At 36.4% G+C, this 16,139-nt stretch carries 18 protein-coding genes and 2 riboswitches; of the genes, 14 read left to right on the forward strand and 4 right to left on the reverse strand.

Annotated elements, in window-relative coordinates; all coding sequences use genetic code 11:
* Nucleotides 1-2: 2 nt before the first annotated feature.
* From pstC to BAMA_RS10590, 10 genes are all read left to right on the forward strand, one after another.
* Nucleotides 3-953: a phosphate ABC transporter permease subunit PstC gene (gene pstC, locus BAMA_RS10545; protein ID WP_157405986.1), complete on the forward strand. Its 951-nt coding sequence runs from the start codon at nucleotides 3-5 to the stop codon at nucleotides 951-953.
* Nucleotide 954: 1 nt separating this feature from the next.
* Nucleotides 955-1,821 (forward strand): phosphate ABC transporter permease PstA, encoded by an 867-nt coding sequence (gene pstA / locus BAMA_RS10550; protein ID WP_034638849.1) that lies wholly within the window; start codon nucleotides 955-957, stop codon nucleotides 1,819-1,821.
* Between the two features lie 30 nt (nucleotides 1,822-1,851).
* Nucleotides 1,852-2,664 carry a phosphate ABC transporter ATP-binding protein PstB gene (gene pstB, locus BAMA_RS10555; protein ID WP_034638851.1) on the forward strand — a complete coding sequence of 271 codons (813 nt, stop codon included), beginning with the start codon at nucleotides 1,852-1,854 and terminating at the stop codon, nucleotides 2,662-2,664.
* A gap of 121 nt (nucleotides 2,665-2,785) precedes the next feature.
* The gene (gene phoU, locus BAMA_RS10560) at nucleotides 2,786-3,442 is read left to right on the forward strand and encodes a phosphate signaling complex protein PhoU (RefSeq protein WP_034638852.1); all 657 of its coding nucleotides are present in this window, start codon (nucleotides 2,786-2,788) and stop codon (nucleotides 3,440-3,442) included.
* Nucleotides 3,443-3,634: 192 nt separating this feature from the next.
* Nucleotides 3,635-4,825 (forward strand): glycosyltransferase family 4 protein, encoded by a 1,191-nt coding sequence (locus BAMA_RS10565; RefSeq protein ID WP_051758920.1) that lies wholly within the window; start codon nucleotides 3,635-3,637, stop codon nucleotides 4,823-4,825.
* 6 nt (nucleotides 4,826-4,831) lie between these two features.
* Nucleotides 4,832-7,189, forward strand: a complete 2,358-nt coding sequence (locus BAMA_RS10570; RefSeq protein ID WP_034638853.1) for a sugar phosphate nucleotidyltransferase — start codon at nucleotides 4,832-4,834, stop codon at nucleotides 7,187-7,189.
* Nucleotides 7,190-7,259: 70 nt separating this feature from the next.
* Entirely contained in the window at nucleotides 7,260-7,409 is a 150-nt protein-coding gene (gene rpmG / locus BAMA_RS10575; RefSeq protein ID WP_034638854.1) for a 50S ribosomal protein L33, read from the forward strand.
* Nucleotides 7,410-7,457: 48 nt separating this feature from the next.
* The gene (locus tag BAMA_RS10580; RefSeq protein WP_034638855.1) at nucleotides 7,458-8,036 is read left to right on the forward strand and encodes a 5-formyltetrahydrofolate cyclo-ligase; all 579 of its coding nucleotides are present in this window, start codon (nucleotides 7,458-7,460) and stop codon (nucleotides 8,034-8,036) included.
* 107 nt (nucleotides 8,037-8,143) lie between these two features.
* A complete protein-coding gene (locus BAMA_RS10585; RefSeq protein ID WP_034638856.1) occupies nucleotides 8,144-8,344 on the forward strand; it encodes a YqgQ family protein in 201 nt (66 codons plus the stop codon).
* 19 nt (nucleotides 8,345-8,363) lie between these two features.
* Nucleotides 8,364-9,341 carry an ROK family glucokinase gene (locus tag BAMA_RS10590; protein ID WP_034638857.1) on the forward strand — a complete coding sequence of 326 codons (978 nt, stop codon included), beginning with the start codon at nucleotides 8,364-8,366 and terminating at the stop codon, nucleotides 9,339-9,341.
* Between the two features lie 60 nt (nucleotides 9,342-9,401).
* Here the strand turns inward: BAMA_RS10590 and BAMA_RS23980 are convergent, their stop codons facing one another.
* On the reverse strand, nucleotides 9,402-9,575 hold the full coding sequence (locus tag BAMA_RS23980; protein ID WP_034638858.1) for a DUF2759 domain-containing protein: 174 nt from the start codon (nucleotides 9,573-9,575) through the stop codon (nucleotides 9,402-9,404).
* Nucleotides 9,576-9,744: 169 nt separating this feature from the next.
* On the opposite strand from BAMA_RS23980, the gene BAMA_RS10600 reads away from it, so the two are divergent.
* Together BAMA_RS10600 and BAMA_RS10605 are read left to right on the forward strand one after the other, a co-directional pair.
* A complete protein-coding gene (locus tag BAMA_RS10600) occupies nucleotides 9,745-10,374 on the forward strand; it encodes an MBL fold metallo-hydrolase (RefSeq protein WP_034638958.1) in 630 nt (209 codons plus the stop codon).
* Nucleotides 10,375-10,387: 13 nt separating this feature from the next.
* Entirely contained in the window at nucleotides 10,388-11,485 is a 1,098-nt protein-coding gene (locus BAMA_RS10605) for a class I SAM-dependent methyltransferase (RefSeq protein ID WP_034638859.1), read from the forward strand.
* A 157-nt stretch (nucleotides 11,486-11,642) separates the two neighbouring features.
* Here the strand turns inward: BAMA_RS10605 and BAMA_RS10610 are convergent, their stop codons facing one another.
* Nucleotides 11,643-11,933 (reverse strand): ArsR/SmtB family transcription factor, encoded by a 291-nt coding sequence (locus tag BAMA_RS10610; RefSeq protein ID WP_034638860.1) that lies wholly within the window; start codon nucleotides 11,931-11,933, stop codon nucleotides 11,643-11,645.
* Nucleotides 11,934-12,261: 328 nt separating this feature from the next.
* On the opposite strand from BAMA_RS10610, the gene BAMA_RS10615 reads away from it, so the two are divergent.
* Nucleotides 12,262-13,107: an MBL fold metallo-hydrolase gene (locus BAMA_RS10615; RefSeq protein ID WP_034638862.1), complete on the forward strand. Its 846-nt coding sequence runs from the start codon at nucleotides 12,262-12,264 to the stop codon at nucleotides 13,105-13,107.
* Nucleotides 13,108-13,323 (forward strand): hypothetical protein, encoded by a 216-nt coding sequence (locus BAMA_RS10620; protein WP_051758921.1) that lies wholly within the window; start codon nucleotides 13,108-13,110, stop codon nucleotides 13,321-13,323.
* A 6-nt stretch (nucleotides 13,324-13,329) separates the two neighbouring features.
* On the opposite strand, the gene metC is transcribed toward BAMA_RS10620, so the two are convergent.
* Both metC and BAMA_RS10630 read right to left on the reverse strand, forming a co-directional pair.
* Nucleotides 13,330-14,493: a cystathionine beta-lyase gene (gene metC, locus BAMA_RS10625; RefSeq protein WP_034638864.1), complete on the reverse strand. Its 1,164-nt coding sequence runs from the start codon at nucleotides 14,491-14,493 to the stop codon at nucleotides 13,330-13,332.
* Complete coding sequence (locus BAMA_RS10630) at nucleotides 14,490-15,602, reverse strand: methionine biosynthesis PLP-dependent protein (RefSeq protein WP_034638865.1); 1,113 nt, start codon at nucleotides 15,600-15,602, stop codon at nucleotides 14,490-14,492. The genes metC and BAMA_RS10630 overlap by 4 nt, the downstream gene beginning before the upstream one ends.
* A 71-nt stretch (nucleotides 15,603-15,673) precedes the next feature.
* Nucleotides 15,674-15,786: riboswitch (SAM riboswitch) on the reverse strand.
* Nucleotides 15,787-15,962: 176 nt separating this feature from the next.
* Nucleotides 15,963-16,072: riboswitch (SAM riboswitch) on the forward strand.
* The last annotated feature ends 67 nt before the right edge of the window (nucleotides 16,073-16,139 follow it).

Genomic DNA, 16,139 nt, shown 5'->3' on the forward strand with positions numbered 1-16,139 from the left:
CTTTGACTCGTAACAAAAGGAGTCACGTTACAATTTCTATTCAACATTTGATTGAAAGAAATAAAGTCAAACGAAGACAAGCGCAGCGAATCAATCAAATGGTTCCTTTTTTACTCAAGGGAATTGCTAGTGTTTCCATCATTGTAACAATTGCGATTGTTATAACGTTGGCAAATGAAACGATTGCTTTTTTTCAGAAAGTATCTGTTGTATCTTTTTTTACTGAAAAAGAATGGCTTCCTTTCTTTGAAACTCCAAAGTTTGGCGTGTTACCTCTCATATATGGAACAATACTTGTTACAGTAATTGCGATGTTAGTAGCTGTTCCCATTGGACTTGGTTGTGCAATTTTTTTAAGTGAATACGCTTCGAATGGCGTAAGGAAGGTTTTGAAGCCATTACTGGAGCTATTGGCTGGAATTCCGACCATTGTATATGGGTTCTTTGCTTTAACGGTTGTGACGCCATTACTGCAAAAGATAATTCCAAATTTGCAGTTTTTTAATGCAGTAAGTCCAGGGATTGTGATGGGAATTATGATTGTTCCAACGATTGCATCTTTATCTGAAGATGCAATGCGGGCTGTGCCAAACAGGTTAAGAGAAGCATCGTATGCAATCGGAGCAACTCGCTTTGAAACGATGAGAAAGATTGTGCTCCCTACCGCTTTAACAGGTATCGCCTCTGCAATTGTACTTGGAGCTTCAAGGGCAATTGGAGAAACGATGATTGTGGTAATAGCAGGTGGGGCCACGCCAAATTTGTCAGCACATCCCACTGAATCCATTCAGACGTTAACAGCGTACATCGTGCAAGTTAGTTTAGGGGATGCTCCTTACGGTACAACAACGTACTATAGCATGTATGCAGTAGGAGCGACGTTGTTTATTTTTACGCTCGTTATGAACATAATTGCTCAGTATATTATGCGTCGCTTCAAGGAGGCGACGTAATATGCGGCTTATAAACGAACGGAAAGTAAAAGAGAATATGTCTTCACGATTTTTTGAAGATCGAATACAACAAATTATTTTTTATGCCGTTATAGTATTTTCAATTTGTATACTCATCGTTTTATTATCTCAAATTTTTATGCAAGGTAAGAGTTATTTATCTCTTGAATTTTTAACAAACTTTGCTTCGCGCAATCCGAAAGAAGCAGGGATTGCAGCTGCTTTGTCAGGAACGATTCTATTTATGAGTGCTGTCGCACCGCTATCTCTATTTTTAGGAATAGGAACAGCGTTATATTTAGAGCATTACGCAAGGCAATCTTTTTTTACAAGAATGATAGAGATGAATATTCAAACATTAGCGGGTGTTCCATCGATTGTATATGGATTACTTGGATTAACAATTTTTGTATATGGATTTGGACTCGGTGAAAGTATAATAGCAGCTGCTTTGACAATGACGTTACTTGTTTTACCAACTGTTGTTGTTGCAGCGAGCGAAGCGATTCGTTCTGTACCAAAATCTTTGTTAGAAGCTTCTTATGGAGTTGGAGCGACGAAATGGCAAACGATGTATCGTATTGTCATCCCAACTGCAACACCAGGTATTTTAACAGGTTGTATTTTAGCTTTATCAAGAGCAATTGGGGAGGCAGCGCCTTTATTAGTCATTGGCGCACTTGCTTTTGCGAACTATGTACCTCTTGATATGTTTGATAGATTCACAGTTTTGCCAATTCAAATTTTTAATTGGATGAGTAGACCACAAGAAGAATTTCAACATGTAGCAGCGGCAGGGATTATTGTACTAATTACTTTGTTATTTTGTATAAATGCTGTGGCAATTTGGCTGCGAAATCGGAAATAAGAAGGAACTGGATGAAAGGGGAATTTCAAAATGGTATCAGTAGTAAACGTGCAAGTGAAAAATGAGGGAAAAAAAGAGGCAGCACCAAAAAATATTGTATTTGATACACAAAACTTAAATTTATGGTACGGGGAAGATCATGCGTTAAAAGATGTGAATTTAAGTATTTATGAAAATGAAGTAACAGCAATTATTGGTCCGAGTGGTTGTGGTAAATCAACGTATTTAAAAACATTAAACCGCATGGTAGAACTAGTACCAATTGTACGTACGACAGGGGCTATTAAATACCGTGATCGTAATATTTTTGATAAAGGTTATCCTGTAGAAGAGCTTCGTACACATGTTGGAATGGTATTTCAGAAGCCCAATCCATTTCCGAAGTCCATTTATGAAAATGTAGCGTACGGTCCGAAAATTCACGGGATTCGTGATAAGAAAACACTTGATGAAATTGTTGAGAAAAGTTTACGTGGTGCGGCGATTTGGGATGAATTAAAGGATCGTTTGCATGATAATGCATACGGATTATCGGGAGGACAACAACAACGTCTATGTATCGCGCGTTGTTTAGCTATCGAGCCAGATGTTATTTTAATGGATGAACCGACATCAGCATTAGACCCAATTTCTACGTTAAAAGTGGAAGAGTTAATTCAAGAATTAAAGAAAGATTTTAGTATTGTAATTGTGACACATAATATGCAGCAGGCAGCACGTATTTCTGATAAGACTGCATTCTTCTTGAGTGGGGAAGTAGTTGAATATACAGATACAAACAAACTATTTACAACACCAACAGACAAGAGAACGGAAGATTACATTACAGGTCGATTTGGTTAATAATGCTTAAAGAGTTTTTTGGAAAAATATTAATTTTGTTGTCCGTCATATGAATGGAATAAATATCGTTATCTTAAAATAGGTCATATCATATGTACGAATCAATAAGGGGGAAATAAAGGTGGTACGCGAACAATTTCAATATGACTTACAAACATTGCAGCAGCAAGTAATTGAGCTTGGAAATTTAGCAAAACATGCACTAACAGTAGCGATGGAAGGGCTTCGTACACAAAATGTTGAGAAAGCACTTGAAGTGATTGACAATGACTATCGTATGGATGATTTAGAAGAGGAAATTAATGATTTTGCATTAATGCTTATTACAAAGCAGCAACCTGTTGCCGGAGATTTAAGAAGAATTTTTATTTCTATTAAAACAGCGACAGATTTAGAGCGTATTGCAGATCATGCTGTAAATATTGCAAAATCAACAATTCGTATTGGTGAAAAAGAGTTAGCTGTATCATTGCAAGAAGTTGAGAAAATGTTTCGAGTTGCCTTTGATATGTTAGAGTTAGCATTAAAAGCGTATCAGGAAGAGAATTTGACGGATGCGAAACGGGTTGCGGAAATGGATGACATGGTTGATGAAGTATATGGAAATGCAATTCGTGAATTTATTTCGTTTGTTCCTGAACATCCGGAAACAATTACGCAAATTACACAGTTATCATTTATTGCAAGATATATTGAGCGTGTAGCGGATCATGTTACAAATATTGTAGAAAATGTTTTTTACGTTGTAAAAGGAAGACATTATTTATTAAATGAATAGTAGGTTGAAAAAGAAGGAGATATGTATCACCTTCTTTTTTTGTTAGCCAAAATATGACAAAAAAAGCTCGTTGTTTCTTTTCTGTAGCGGTGATAAGATTGACCATAATGTATCAGGAGAATTTTGGAAACGTTTACTTTTAATAGTATGCTTCACTTTACCCTTCTTACAAAGAAGAGAAAAGAGGAATATATGGAGCCTTTACGTATTTTAATGTTAGCTTGGGAATATCCACCGATGATAGTTGGAGGACTCGGACGGCACGTATATGAGTTATCTCGAGCGCTTACTCGTAACGGTCACGAAGTTCACGTTATAACGGTTCATGATAAGGCACAGGTGTTTTATGAGGAAATAGAGAGCATTCATGTTCATCGTGTAGTGAGGAATCTTTACGATAAGAATGCATTTTATGAGTGGGTGAATCATTTAAATGAAGAGATGGTTGCATATGCTTTAGATCTTTGTGAGCGCTATGAATTTCATGTTGTGCATGCTCATGATTGGCTTGTAGCGAAGTGTGCAATTGAATTACAACAAAAAAAGTGTTTGGCAATTGTGACAACAATTCACGCAACGGAGCATGGACGGAACAATGGAATTCATACATCGCTTCAATATAACATACACATGAAGGAAAAAGAATTGGCAGAGGTTTCTCAGTTTATTATTGTTTGCAGTCAATTTATGAAAGATGAAGTTGTGAAAGTGTTAGCGATACAGAGTGAAAAGGTAACAGTGCTACCGAATGGAATTGATGAGCACTTTTTTCATGAAATTGTACCAACATATAAGATGCTGGAAGGAATTCAGTGTGAACAGCGGTTTTTAATTTTTTCAATTGGACGGATTGTTAGTGAAAAAGGCTTTTATACAATTATTGAAGTAGCACCACATTTAACGTTCCTTTATCCTAACCTTTTGTTTATCATTGCTGGAAAAGGCCCAATGCTAGAACAATATCGCTCAATTGTAAAGGAAAGAGGATTACAGCAACATGTTATGTTTTGTGGATATATTTCTGAGGAGGAGCAACGTGCGTTTTTACAGTGCTGTGATGTGTTATTAATTCCAAGTTTGTATGAACCTTTTGGAATTGTTGCATTAGAGGGGATGTTAGCAAAAAAACCAGTTGTTGTCTCAAGTGTTGGTGGACTACGAGAGATTATTACAGATGGTGTAAATGGTTTTCATATAGAGGCTGGTTGTCCGTACAGCTTATCACATCAGTTAACGTATGTAATAGAAGAGTATGAAATTGCTTGTCAAATTGCTTGTAAAGGTTATGAAGACGTACTGACGTATTATAATTGGGATAAAATTGCAAAGTCGACAGTGAACGTGTATGAGAATGTAGTTCAGCATCATAAAATGGGGGGGTGAATATATATGAAGGGGGTTATTTTAGCGGGAGGAAAAGGGACACGTTTACGGCCATTAACATGTAACCTTCCGAAGCCGATGCTGCCATTGCTTCAAAAACCAGTAATGGAATATAGTATCGAACTTTTAAAACGTCATGGGATTACTGAAATTGCTGTTACAGTTCAATATATGAGTTCAATTATTCAAAATTATTTTGGTGACGGTAGTAAGTGGGGGGTGAAGCTGCATTACTTTGAAGATTCTCCTCCTTTAGGTACAGCTGGAAGCGTAAAACAGGCAGAAGACTTTTTAGATGAGCCGTTCGTTGTCATTAGTGGTGATGCACTAACAGATTTTCATTTGTCGGCAGGTATCGATTTTCACCAAAGTAGTGAAAAGCTTGTAACGATGTTTATAAAAGAGGTAACAAATCCACTACCTTTTGGCTCTGTTGTTATGAATCAATTTCATGAAATTGTAAAATATATTGAAAAGCCAAGTTGGAATGAAGTTGTTTCTAATACAGTGAATACAGGTATCTACATTATGGACCCCGAGATTTTTTCTTATATTCCACCTCATATGTTTTTTGATTTTAGTCAGCACGTATTTCCTCTATTAGAAAATAAAGAAGTAATGTACGGTTATGTTGCAGATGGATATTGGCTTGATATTGGGACTTTTTCTCAATATCGAAAAGCACAATTTGATTTGCTTGCTAAAAAAGTCCATGTACCTATTCCATATACAGAAGTATTACCAATGGTATGGATTGGAAATGATGTCACAATTGAAAAGGGCACAAAAATACACGGCCCTGCCTTTATTGGTGAAGGTTCTATCATTCAAACAGGAGCAGTAATTGAACCGTATTCTATCGTTGGTAAGCATAGTATTATTTCTGCTTACACTCATATGCAAAAAAGTATTGTGTTATCTAATACTCACGTTGGTAAACGATGTGAGCTTATTGGTACAACAGTTGGAGCAAGTACTATTGTTGAAGATGGTGTGACATTGTTTGAAAAAAGTGTCGTCGCAGATAGTTGCCGTATTGGCCGAAATACAGTGATTAAAGCAAAAGGAAAGGTATGGCCTGAAAAAGTGATTCATAGCGGTGCGATTGTTGCTTCATCTGGGGTTGCTGAGTATGAAAATGTCTCATCCTTTTTACAGAAAAGCCGAATGTTAGGTAGAAGTAACTTTGATATTACCCCTCAAGTTGTTGTGAAGTTAGCAATGGCCTATGGATCCTTATTTGGGGAGTGTGAGAAACTACTCATTGGAAGTAGTTCACATGCAGATGCACAAATGTTTAAACATATTTTCTTACATGCGATTCATACAGTAGGACTTAATACGATTGAATGTCAAGAAGCTCATGAAGCTTGTTTTCGTTATGCTGTTGAGAAGATGAACGTAGCTGGTGGTGTGTTTATTTATAGAGGTAATGATGAAAAAATTGTAATTGAGTTATGTGATGAAAATGGAATGGGACTTACACATAAAAAGCAAAAGGAAATTGAGAATTTATATACTGCCGAATCGTTTCGTTATGTTGAAAGTAAAAAACTTGGAAGTAACGAAATAGCATATATTTCTGCACAATCTTATGTGAATGAAGCGCTTGATTGTGTAGATGTGGAAGCGATACGAAAAAGTAGATTTCATCTTTTGATTAATAAGTGGGATGAAACGCTGCAACCACTATTGTTGGAATTTTTGCAAAAACTTGGTTGCACAGTAACTTGGGTATATGCTACAGATCAAAAGGAACATATTAAATTGTTAATGAAATCGAGTCAGTCGCATATGGCGATTATGTTTCGGGATGAAGGCAAAACATTTGAGCTTTATGATTTATACGGAAATGTATATCAAAATACAAATTGTGAAGAAATTGAAGTTCCTGATGTATTGTTGGAAAAAGAAGCTTGCTTTTACCCGCTATCATTAAAAATAGGTGACTGCTATCACCTTTTCTATGTTCGTGACGAAGAAAAAAAGTCCTTAAAGATGAGATGGAAGCAAGATATTTTATTTCGTATAGGAAAATTATTGGAGCTAGTAAGTGTTGAGGAGAAAATATTACCAAACATGTTAATGAAATCTCCACCTCTTTATTTGTTATGTGAAGAAGTTAGATGTTCATGGAATGAAAAAGGGAAAGTATTAGGAATGTTACTCCGTGATACAAAGGAATTAGAGTTTGAAGTGTTAGAGGGAATTAAGTTTACACATGCAGAAGAAGAGTGGTCTTATATCGTTTCTGATGTGAGTCAACCGAAATTTTTTGTGTATTCTCATGCAAAAACTCCCATTATTGCGAAAGAAAATATAAAAAATATTGTAGAAAAGATTCGACAATACCAAAAGGTGTAGAAATTTTATTTTAAAAGTGTTATTATAGTGAAGTCTGATTTAAGTTATTAGTGACTGGAGGGAAATAAGAATGCGTGTAAACATTACTCTAGCATGTACAGAATGCGGAGATCGTAACTATATCTCTAAGAAAAATAAACGTAATAACGCTGAGCGTCTTGAGCTTAAAAAATATTGCAAGCGTGACAAGAAAGCTACGTTACACCGTGAAACAAAGTAAACAGTAGGAATATTTCCTACTGTTTCTTTTATATTAGGGGGAATTATTTTGAGAGAAGAAAAACAGCAATTACGAAAAATTATGTTACAGAACTTGCATTCTTTATCAAAAGATGACCATATAACTTTATCGGAAAAAATAGAAGCTTCTTTATATAAGCAAAAAGAATGGAAAGAGGCAAAAATAATTGGTATTACGCTTTCAATGGGAAAGGAAGTACATACAGATTCTATTATTGAAAGGGCATGGAAAGAAGGAAAGAAAGTTGCTGTTCCAAAGTGTGAACGTGGAACAGGAAAGATGACATTTCGATGCATCACAAACTTTGACCAACTAGAAACCGTGTATATGAAGTTACGTGAGCCAATTCCTGCTATAACAGAAATAGTAGAGTCGCAGCAAATAGATTTACTCGTTGTACCTGGCGTTGTATTTACGAGAGATGGATTTCGCATTGGATATGGTGGAGGATATTATGATCGCTATTTAGAGAACTACGAAGGAAATACTTTATCTTTAGTATTCCAATTTCAAGTTGTTCCCTATATTCCAACAGAGCCATTTGACCAGCCAGTACAAAAAATTATTACAGAAAAAGAAACGATTTGTAATTTGCGACTTGTATAGACAATTTAAAATTGACGAATCTTTTTTCGGTTTATTATAATAAAAAATGTGAACGTTTTCTTATTTGTAGTCTTCACTACAATAAGTCAATATAGAAGGTGAAAATGATGAAATCTATTTACGATATTCAACAATTTTTAAAGCGATTTGGAACGATTATTTATACAGGAAACCGTATTGCTGATTTACAGTTGATGGGAGAAGAGATAAAAGAACTTCATCAATCACAACTTATTGAACAAAAAGATTATGAAATTGCTCTATTTTTATTAAAACAAGAAGTTCAAAAAGAAGAGCAAAAGAAGTAGAGGAAGGACGGGGAAGAGAATGGAAGAGAGATGGTTAGTAGGAGTTGACCTTGGCGGGACAACAATTAAGTTAGCATTTATTAATATGTACGGTGAGTTTTTACATAAATGGGAAATCCCAACGAACAAAGAGGAAGCAGGAAAACATATTACGCTTGATATTGCTAAGGCAATTGATAAGAAATTACAAGATTTAGGTGAATTGAAACATAGATTAGTTGGAATCGGAATGGGTGCACCGGGTCCTGTTCAAGTAACTACTGGTATGATTTATGAAGCTGTGAATTTAGGATGGAAAAACTATCCGTTAAAGGACTTACTTGAAGTAGAAACAGGATTACCAGTTGTTGTAGATAATGATGCAAATATCGCGGCGCTTGGTGAGATGTGGAAAGGTGCTGGAGAAGGAGCGAAAGACATAGTTTGTATGACACTTGGGACAGGTGTTGGTGGCGGTGTAATTGCAAATGGTGAAATCGTTCACGGCGCAAGTGGTGCAGGCGGTGAAATCGGTCATATTACAGTTGTAACAGAAAATGGTTTCCCTTGTAACTGTGGTAAAAGTGGTTGTCTAGAAACAGTTTCCTCTGCAACAGGTATTGTCCGTGTTGCAATGAAGAAGCTACAAGAGACAGATGAAGATAGCGTTCTACGCTCTGTTTTAAAGCAAGAAGGACAACTGACATCTAAAGATGTATTTGACGCTCTTGCTGAAGGTGACGCGTTAGCAGCGCAAATCGTTGAAAAAGTTGCTTCTTACTTAGGATTAGCAGTAGCAAACTTATCCAGCACATTAAACCCAGAGAAAGTTGTAATTGGCGGCGGTGTATCAAAAGCAGGAGATGCGTTAATTCAACCGATTCAGCGTTACTTTGAACAGTATGCCTTTTCTCGTGCATTCAAAAGTACAAAACTTGCAATTGCAACACTTGGTAACGATGCAGGTGTAATTGGCGGTGCGTGGCTTGTAAGAAAATATATATGTAAAGTTAACTAAAAGGAAGGGGAATAACCCCTTCCTTTTTTGTATGTTTGTTCATGTTGTATGTAAGTGAATTTAGTGAGCTGGTGGATAACCGCTATTTAATACGGTCATTACTGTAAACCAGCCAAACACAAGTACAGTTGCGACAGAAAGACCTGCACCGAGCATGTCTTTTGCCCGCAATGTTTTAAGGGAAGCAATTACAGCGAACAGAGTGACTAACGCAAAAATAATAACAAGACCCATACATATCCCCCTCTGTCTCCTCATTCTTTCGTTTGAGTTTTTGAAATATTTTTTCAATTATAATTTTACATGTTTTATAATTGATTGTCGAGGTAACATACGTGCTTTTCTTAAGAGAAGAAAGTGGTGTATCATGAAAGAGAATGAAAGAAGTGGAGGAGATCGAAACATGAGATGGATTCAAATGCCTTTAGGGCCATTACAAACAAATGCGTATATTTTAAGTAACAATGAAAATGAATGTGTTATTTTTGATCCGGGAAGTGAAGGGACAAAAGTTATTCATTATGTAAAAGAACGAGGGTTAAAGCCGCTTGCTATCTTATTAACGCATGCTCACTTTGATCATATAGGTGCTGTTGATGAAGTGCGCAGCGCATTTCAAATTCCGGTTTATCTTCATAAAGAAGAGGAAGAATGGCTAGGAAATGCAGCGTATAACGGTTCGCAGTTATTTATGATGAGTGAAAGTATTACAGTAAATCCTGCAGAACATTTAATTGAAGAAGAAGGGACATTAACAATTGGTTCGTTCACATTTGAGATGTTTGAAACACCAGGGCATTCACCAGGGAGTATTTCGTATTATTGTAAGGAAGCAAATGCAGTATGTTCTGGAGATGTGTTATTCCAAATGAGTATTGGGCGTACAGATTTACCAGGTGGCAGTTTCGAAGAGCTTATTATGAGCATTGAAGGAAGGTTATTTGAATTGCCAGATGATACACGTGTACTATGTGGACATGGACCGGAAACAACGATTGGATTTGAAAAAGAAAATAATCCATTTTTACGATAGAGGATGCGACAATATGCGGTGTTTATTAAAGAAAGCGATGGAGGAAGAAGTTGACGGTTCTATTTCATATAGTACGTATATGAACATTGTTCTATATGACGAAAAGTATGGATATTACATGAAAGAACGTCCTAAAATTGGAGGACAAGGTGACTTTTTCACAAACAGTAACATATCATCTGTTTTTGCTAAGACGTTTGCTCGTTTGTTTAGTAGGCTTGTAGAGGACGGGGCCGTTGCACCTCATATTTGTGAAATTGGCGGAGGAACAGGGAAGTTTGCGTATGATTTTTTAACAGAATGGGAAGGGATTTCTAAAGATACGTTTGCGAAGTTACGATATTCTATTATAGAAGTGAGTCCTTTTCATCAAAAGCTGCAAAATGAGAAGCTTTCCTCGTTTTGTAATGTTGTACAACATTGTACATATGAAGGATTAGGTGGCTCTTTTAGGGGGATTGTTTTTTCTAATGAGTTATTTGATGCTTTTCCGGTAGAAGTCGTTACAAAAAAAGATGGTCTCTTACATGAGGTTCGGGTGACATATGATGGAGAACATTGTTTAAAGGAAGTACTTCGTCCATTGCAACGTAAAGATATTTTGCGTTATTTGAAAAAACATAATATAGAACTAAAGGATGGGCAACGATTTGAAGTACCGTTAATCATGAGTGGTTATGTAAATCGGTTAATGAATTGGTTGCATGAAGGGCTACTCATTACAATCGACTATGGTTACACGAATGAAGAATGGGGGCATCCTGTTCATGCTGAAGGAAGTTTACGTGGGTATTATAAGCATCGACTGATATATGATCCGCTTGAATACCCAGGAGAGATGGACATAACGTCTCATATTCATGTAGATGAACTAAAGGTTACAGCTGAAGAGTTAGGGTTACAGACGATATGGCATACGAATCAAAGAGATTTTTTATTGGCAGCCAATATTTTAGAACAATTAGTTCAGCATGAAGACTTAAATCCTTTTTCAGAAGTACAAAAACAAAATCGTGCAATTCGCTCTATTGTTTTGCAAGGTGGTATAAGTGATTCCTTTCAGATTATCGTTCAAAAAAAAGGAATGCCGCATTTTGAAATGTTTACATAAAACAAGGCGCAGATATTTGTCTGCGCCTTGTTTTATGTAATACGACTTTTGTTTAGGATATGTAGTATTTATATTTTCTCCCATGGTGATATGTTTATATTAAAGATATGAGATGAAAAATATAAAGTACGTCCTATTTTTTAATTTGATACGACCCTTATCCTAGTAACACTCGAACTAATTGAACAATTGTTTCATTTTCTACTTTATAGTAGATTTCTAATCCTTTTCTTTCACTTGTAACAATTTTAGCGCTTTTTAGCTTTGCTAAATGTTGTGAAATTGTGGATTGTGGCATATTTAAGCCTGTGTACATTGTTGAAACGTTACTTGCTCCACGCTCGATTAGACCTTTTACGATACATAAACGAACTGGGTGTGCAAGAACCTTCAATAGTTCTGCATTGTTTTCATACATTTCTAATTCCTTTTGAAAGGTTTCTAACATGTTCTTTCCACCTCCATGCATGCTGTTATACCATTACTATTCATACCAAAATTTTAATAAAAAGAAAACAGTTGTCGCAAAAAAAATGTTCTACAGTAAACAAAATGTAAGAAAAGAGAACGTGATGTAAATAAACTAGATAATTTTAGGCGTTTTTTTATAAAGAGAAGGCCTTGTGCACTTTAAGGTATCTATCTAAACTTATAACACGATTTTATCATGTGCTGTAATTTTTTTCAAATACATAAAGTGAATTTTTAGAAAAATAAGAAAAAAGGATTCGACATTTTTTTCGCGAATGTAATAAAAACTAGAGAGGGGAGAGGGCATGAAACTAGAATTTTTAGGAACAGCGGGTGCAACACCAATACCAAGACCTGGGAGTTATAGTAGTGTTAGTAAAGAGGCAAGAGAAAAAGGTCTTCCATATAGCAGAATGGGCCCAAGTGTGTTTGTGCATGATTTAAAGCTATTAATTGATACACCAGAAGAAATACGCTTGCAGTTAGAGCGTGCCGCTATTTCAAAAGTAGAGGCAGGCCTCTATTCACATTGGCACCCAGATCATACGATGGGAAGACGGATTTGGGAAACGATGGCGTTTGAAACAAATAAAGCGTGGGGAACAGCTGTATATGTACCAGAACAAGTAGCAGAAGATATGAAACAATTTTTAGGCTCTTGGGATCACTTACAGTTTATGAATCAACAAGGATGGATTGATATAATTGTATTAAAAGATGGACAGTCATTTATAAAAAATAATATAAAAGTAACACCAATTAAGCTTCATGAACAGTATGTATATGCATTTTTGTTAGAAGAAAAAGAAAAGCGGGTATTTATTGCACCTGATGAACTATATAAATGGGAACCACCAGCACATCTCATTGGTAACCTTGATGTAGCAGTGTTACCGATGGGTATTCTTGAGTTTGATTGGAAAACGAAAGAACGAAAAAGAGAGAGAGTTTTTATTGAAAAAATACGAGAAGCGACATTTGAAGAAACGTTAGAGGTAGCAAAACAATTACATGCGAAACATACCATTATTACGCATATAGAAGAAGTCGATCATATGGGGTATGATGAGTTAAAAGAAATAGAAACACAGCTAAGAAAAGAAGGCTTACATGTTACATTTGCATACGATACGATGCAGGTGGAAGTGTAGTTGATTATAAGTTGTTTTTCTAGAGTAATTGAAAAAGTAATCGACAATATGTCCCAGGAAATTAATATGCACGCATTGTATCATGGCATCGAGCATACGAGGTATCATTTAGGACAAAACGTTGATCGCTCAAAAAGAATGACAGGAGCCAACTTTAATTTTTGTCAACGAGGCATCAATGAAGGGAACCTCAAGTTATTAATTGAACGTGAGTAAAACCCGTTAAGAAATAACGGGTTCTTCTACATGTGCTAGTGCATGCTCAAAGTCTTGTATTAAGTCTTCTACGTTCTCTAAACCGACAGATAGACGAAGGAGCGCGTTTGAAATACCACGTTGTTCTCTTGCTTCTTCTGACATCGCAGCATGGGACATTTTAGCTGGGTAAGAAAGAATGGATTCAACGGCCCCTAGGCTTACTGCAAAAACAGGGAGCTTGACATGAGCTAAAAAATTACGTAAGGCATCCTCTGATTCTAGCGTAAAGGAAAGGACAGCTCCTGCTGAAGATGCTTGTTTACGTTGCGTTTCGAACCCTTCATGTGATGATAGGCCTGGATAATAAATGTCTTTAATTTTAGGATGTTGTTGTAAATATTGAGCGATTCTCTCAGCACCTTTTACCGATTGTTCAAGCCGAACGTGTAATGTTTTAAGCCCTCGTAATACGAGAGAACAATCTTGTGGTCCTAATATTGCACCAAATGCATTTTGCAAAAAGTGGATTTGTTCAGCTAGTGCCTCATTTTTCACTACGGCCAATCCTGCTGTCACATCGCTATGACCAGCAATAAATTTTGTTGCGCTGTGGAGTACAATATCAGCACCAAGTTCTAACGGTTTTTGATGTAGCGGTGTTAAAAAGGTATTATCTACAAACGTTAGCGCATTCACTGATTTTGCTAGTTTAGAAATAGCTTTTATATCTGTTACTTTTAATAGTGGGTTTGATGGTGTTTCGACATAAAATACTTTTGTATTTGGCTGTATCGCACGTTTTACTTTTTCGATGTTTGTCATATCAACAAACGTGTGAGAAATGCCGTATCGAGATAGCACTTCTGTGACAACTCGGTATGTCCCGCCGTATACATCTTCTGATATAAGAACGTGATCGCCTTTTGAAAGAAGGAGAAATGCAGTTGAAATAGCAGCCATTCCAGATGAAAAGGCAAAACCTCTCGTACCTCCTTCTAGCAATGCAATGATTTCTTCAAGTGCTTCGCGAGTTGGATTTCCAGAACGACTATAATCATATTTTCCAAATGAGTCAACATCAAATTGATGAAAGGTAGATGTATTATAAATGGGAACGCTCACAGCACCTGTTGTTTCATCGTGTTTAAAACGGTTATGGAGTAAAAGAGTATCTACGGAATAGCTCATATTTTCACCTCTTCTTTTACTTTTGCAAATGCTTGTTGTAAATCAATGATTAGGTCATTCGCATTTTCAATTCCAACTGAGAAACGAAGGAGGCGATTACAAACACCTCTAGCAATTCGAATATCTTCTGGAATATCAGCGTGCGTTTGTGTTGCTGGGTACGTAATAAAACTTTCTACACCGCCAAGGCTTTCAGCAAATGAAATGATAGAGAACGATTGTAGCAGTGGGTCTACCCATTTCTCATCGCGTAAACGAAATGAGATCATGCCCCCTTTGCCAGGATAAAATACATCCGTAACGGCATCTTCTTCTTGTAGATAGGAAACGATTGCTTTTGCATTTTCTTCATGTTGTCTCATGCGAAGAGCTAACGTTTTCATGCCACGTAGTAAAAGCCAACAGTCAAATGGCCCTAGTACAGCACCAGAAGCATTATGGTAATGAGCAAGCTCTTCACATAATTTTTTTCCTTTTGCTATAACAAGACCGCTCAGCACATCATTATGTCCACCTAAATATTTCGTTGCACTATGAATAACAATGTCGGCTCCTTCTGTTAGAGGCTTTTGTAAATATGGTGTATAGAAGGTGTTGTCTACAATAAGAAGTAAACCGTGCTTTTTGGCAATTTTAGCGACCGCGCGAATATCGGTTACTTGCATTAATGGATTTGTTGGTGTTTCAACAAAAATTGCTTTCGTTTTACTAGAAATCGCTTGTTCAATTTGTTCGGTATGTTGTGTTTCGACGTATGTACATCGAACATCCCACTTTTCTTCATGTTCTTTAAATAAGCGGTATGTTCCGCCGTATAAGTCTTCAGACACAATTAATTCGTCACCAGAGCGGAAAAGTGATAGAACAAGAAGAACAGCTGCCATACCAGAACTACAAGCGTAACCGTGCTCTCCTTCTTCTAAACTAGCAATAGACTGCTCTAGTAATAAGCGAGTTGGATTTGCTGTTCGGGAGTAATCAAATCCTGTTGATTTCCCAAGACCTTCGTGCCGATATGCAGTAGAAAGATAGATAGGTGGATTCACAGCTCCAGTTGTTGTTTCACTTCGATTTCCAAGCTGAGCAAGCTTTGTTTCAATTGTTGACATGATAAATTCCTCCTCAATATAAAATAAAAAAGCCTTCTAAGAAGAAGGCTTACCGTGCGAATGTAGTCTTCTTCTTATCTTTCAAATCATTTCTCAGTTTGCTGGAATTAGCACCTTATTAACAAAAATGTTAATGGTTGCTGAGGCGTCAACGGGCCAGTCCCTAGACCTCTCTAGATAAGAATGTATCGTATGCAGTTTGAATTATGCTTTTTACTTTACAATATATATTAAGTGAATTGCAACTCTATTTTAAATAATTTAATTTTTCTTAAATTTAATTGACTTCTTTATTTTGTTATGGTAAATTAATGAGAAAATTAACAAAGATTGTAAAAGTTAATACAATAACATATAAATCTCTTATCAAGAGTGGTGGAGGGAAAGGCCCTATGAAACCCAGCAACCTTCAAACACATGTTGTTTGAAACGGTGCTAATACCTGCAGAGTGTAATCTGCGTGATAAGAGGAGGATGAACAAAGTCCCCCTCTTCATGGAGAAGAGGGGGTTTTTATATTGAATGAAATGAGGGAGT

The sequence above is a fragment of the Bacillus manliponensis genome (assembly GCF_000712595.1).
In the GTDB taxonomy this organism is placed as follows: Bacteria; Bacillota; Bacilli; order Bacillales; family Bacillaceae_G; genus Bacillus_A; species Bacillus_A manliponensis.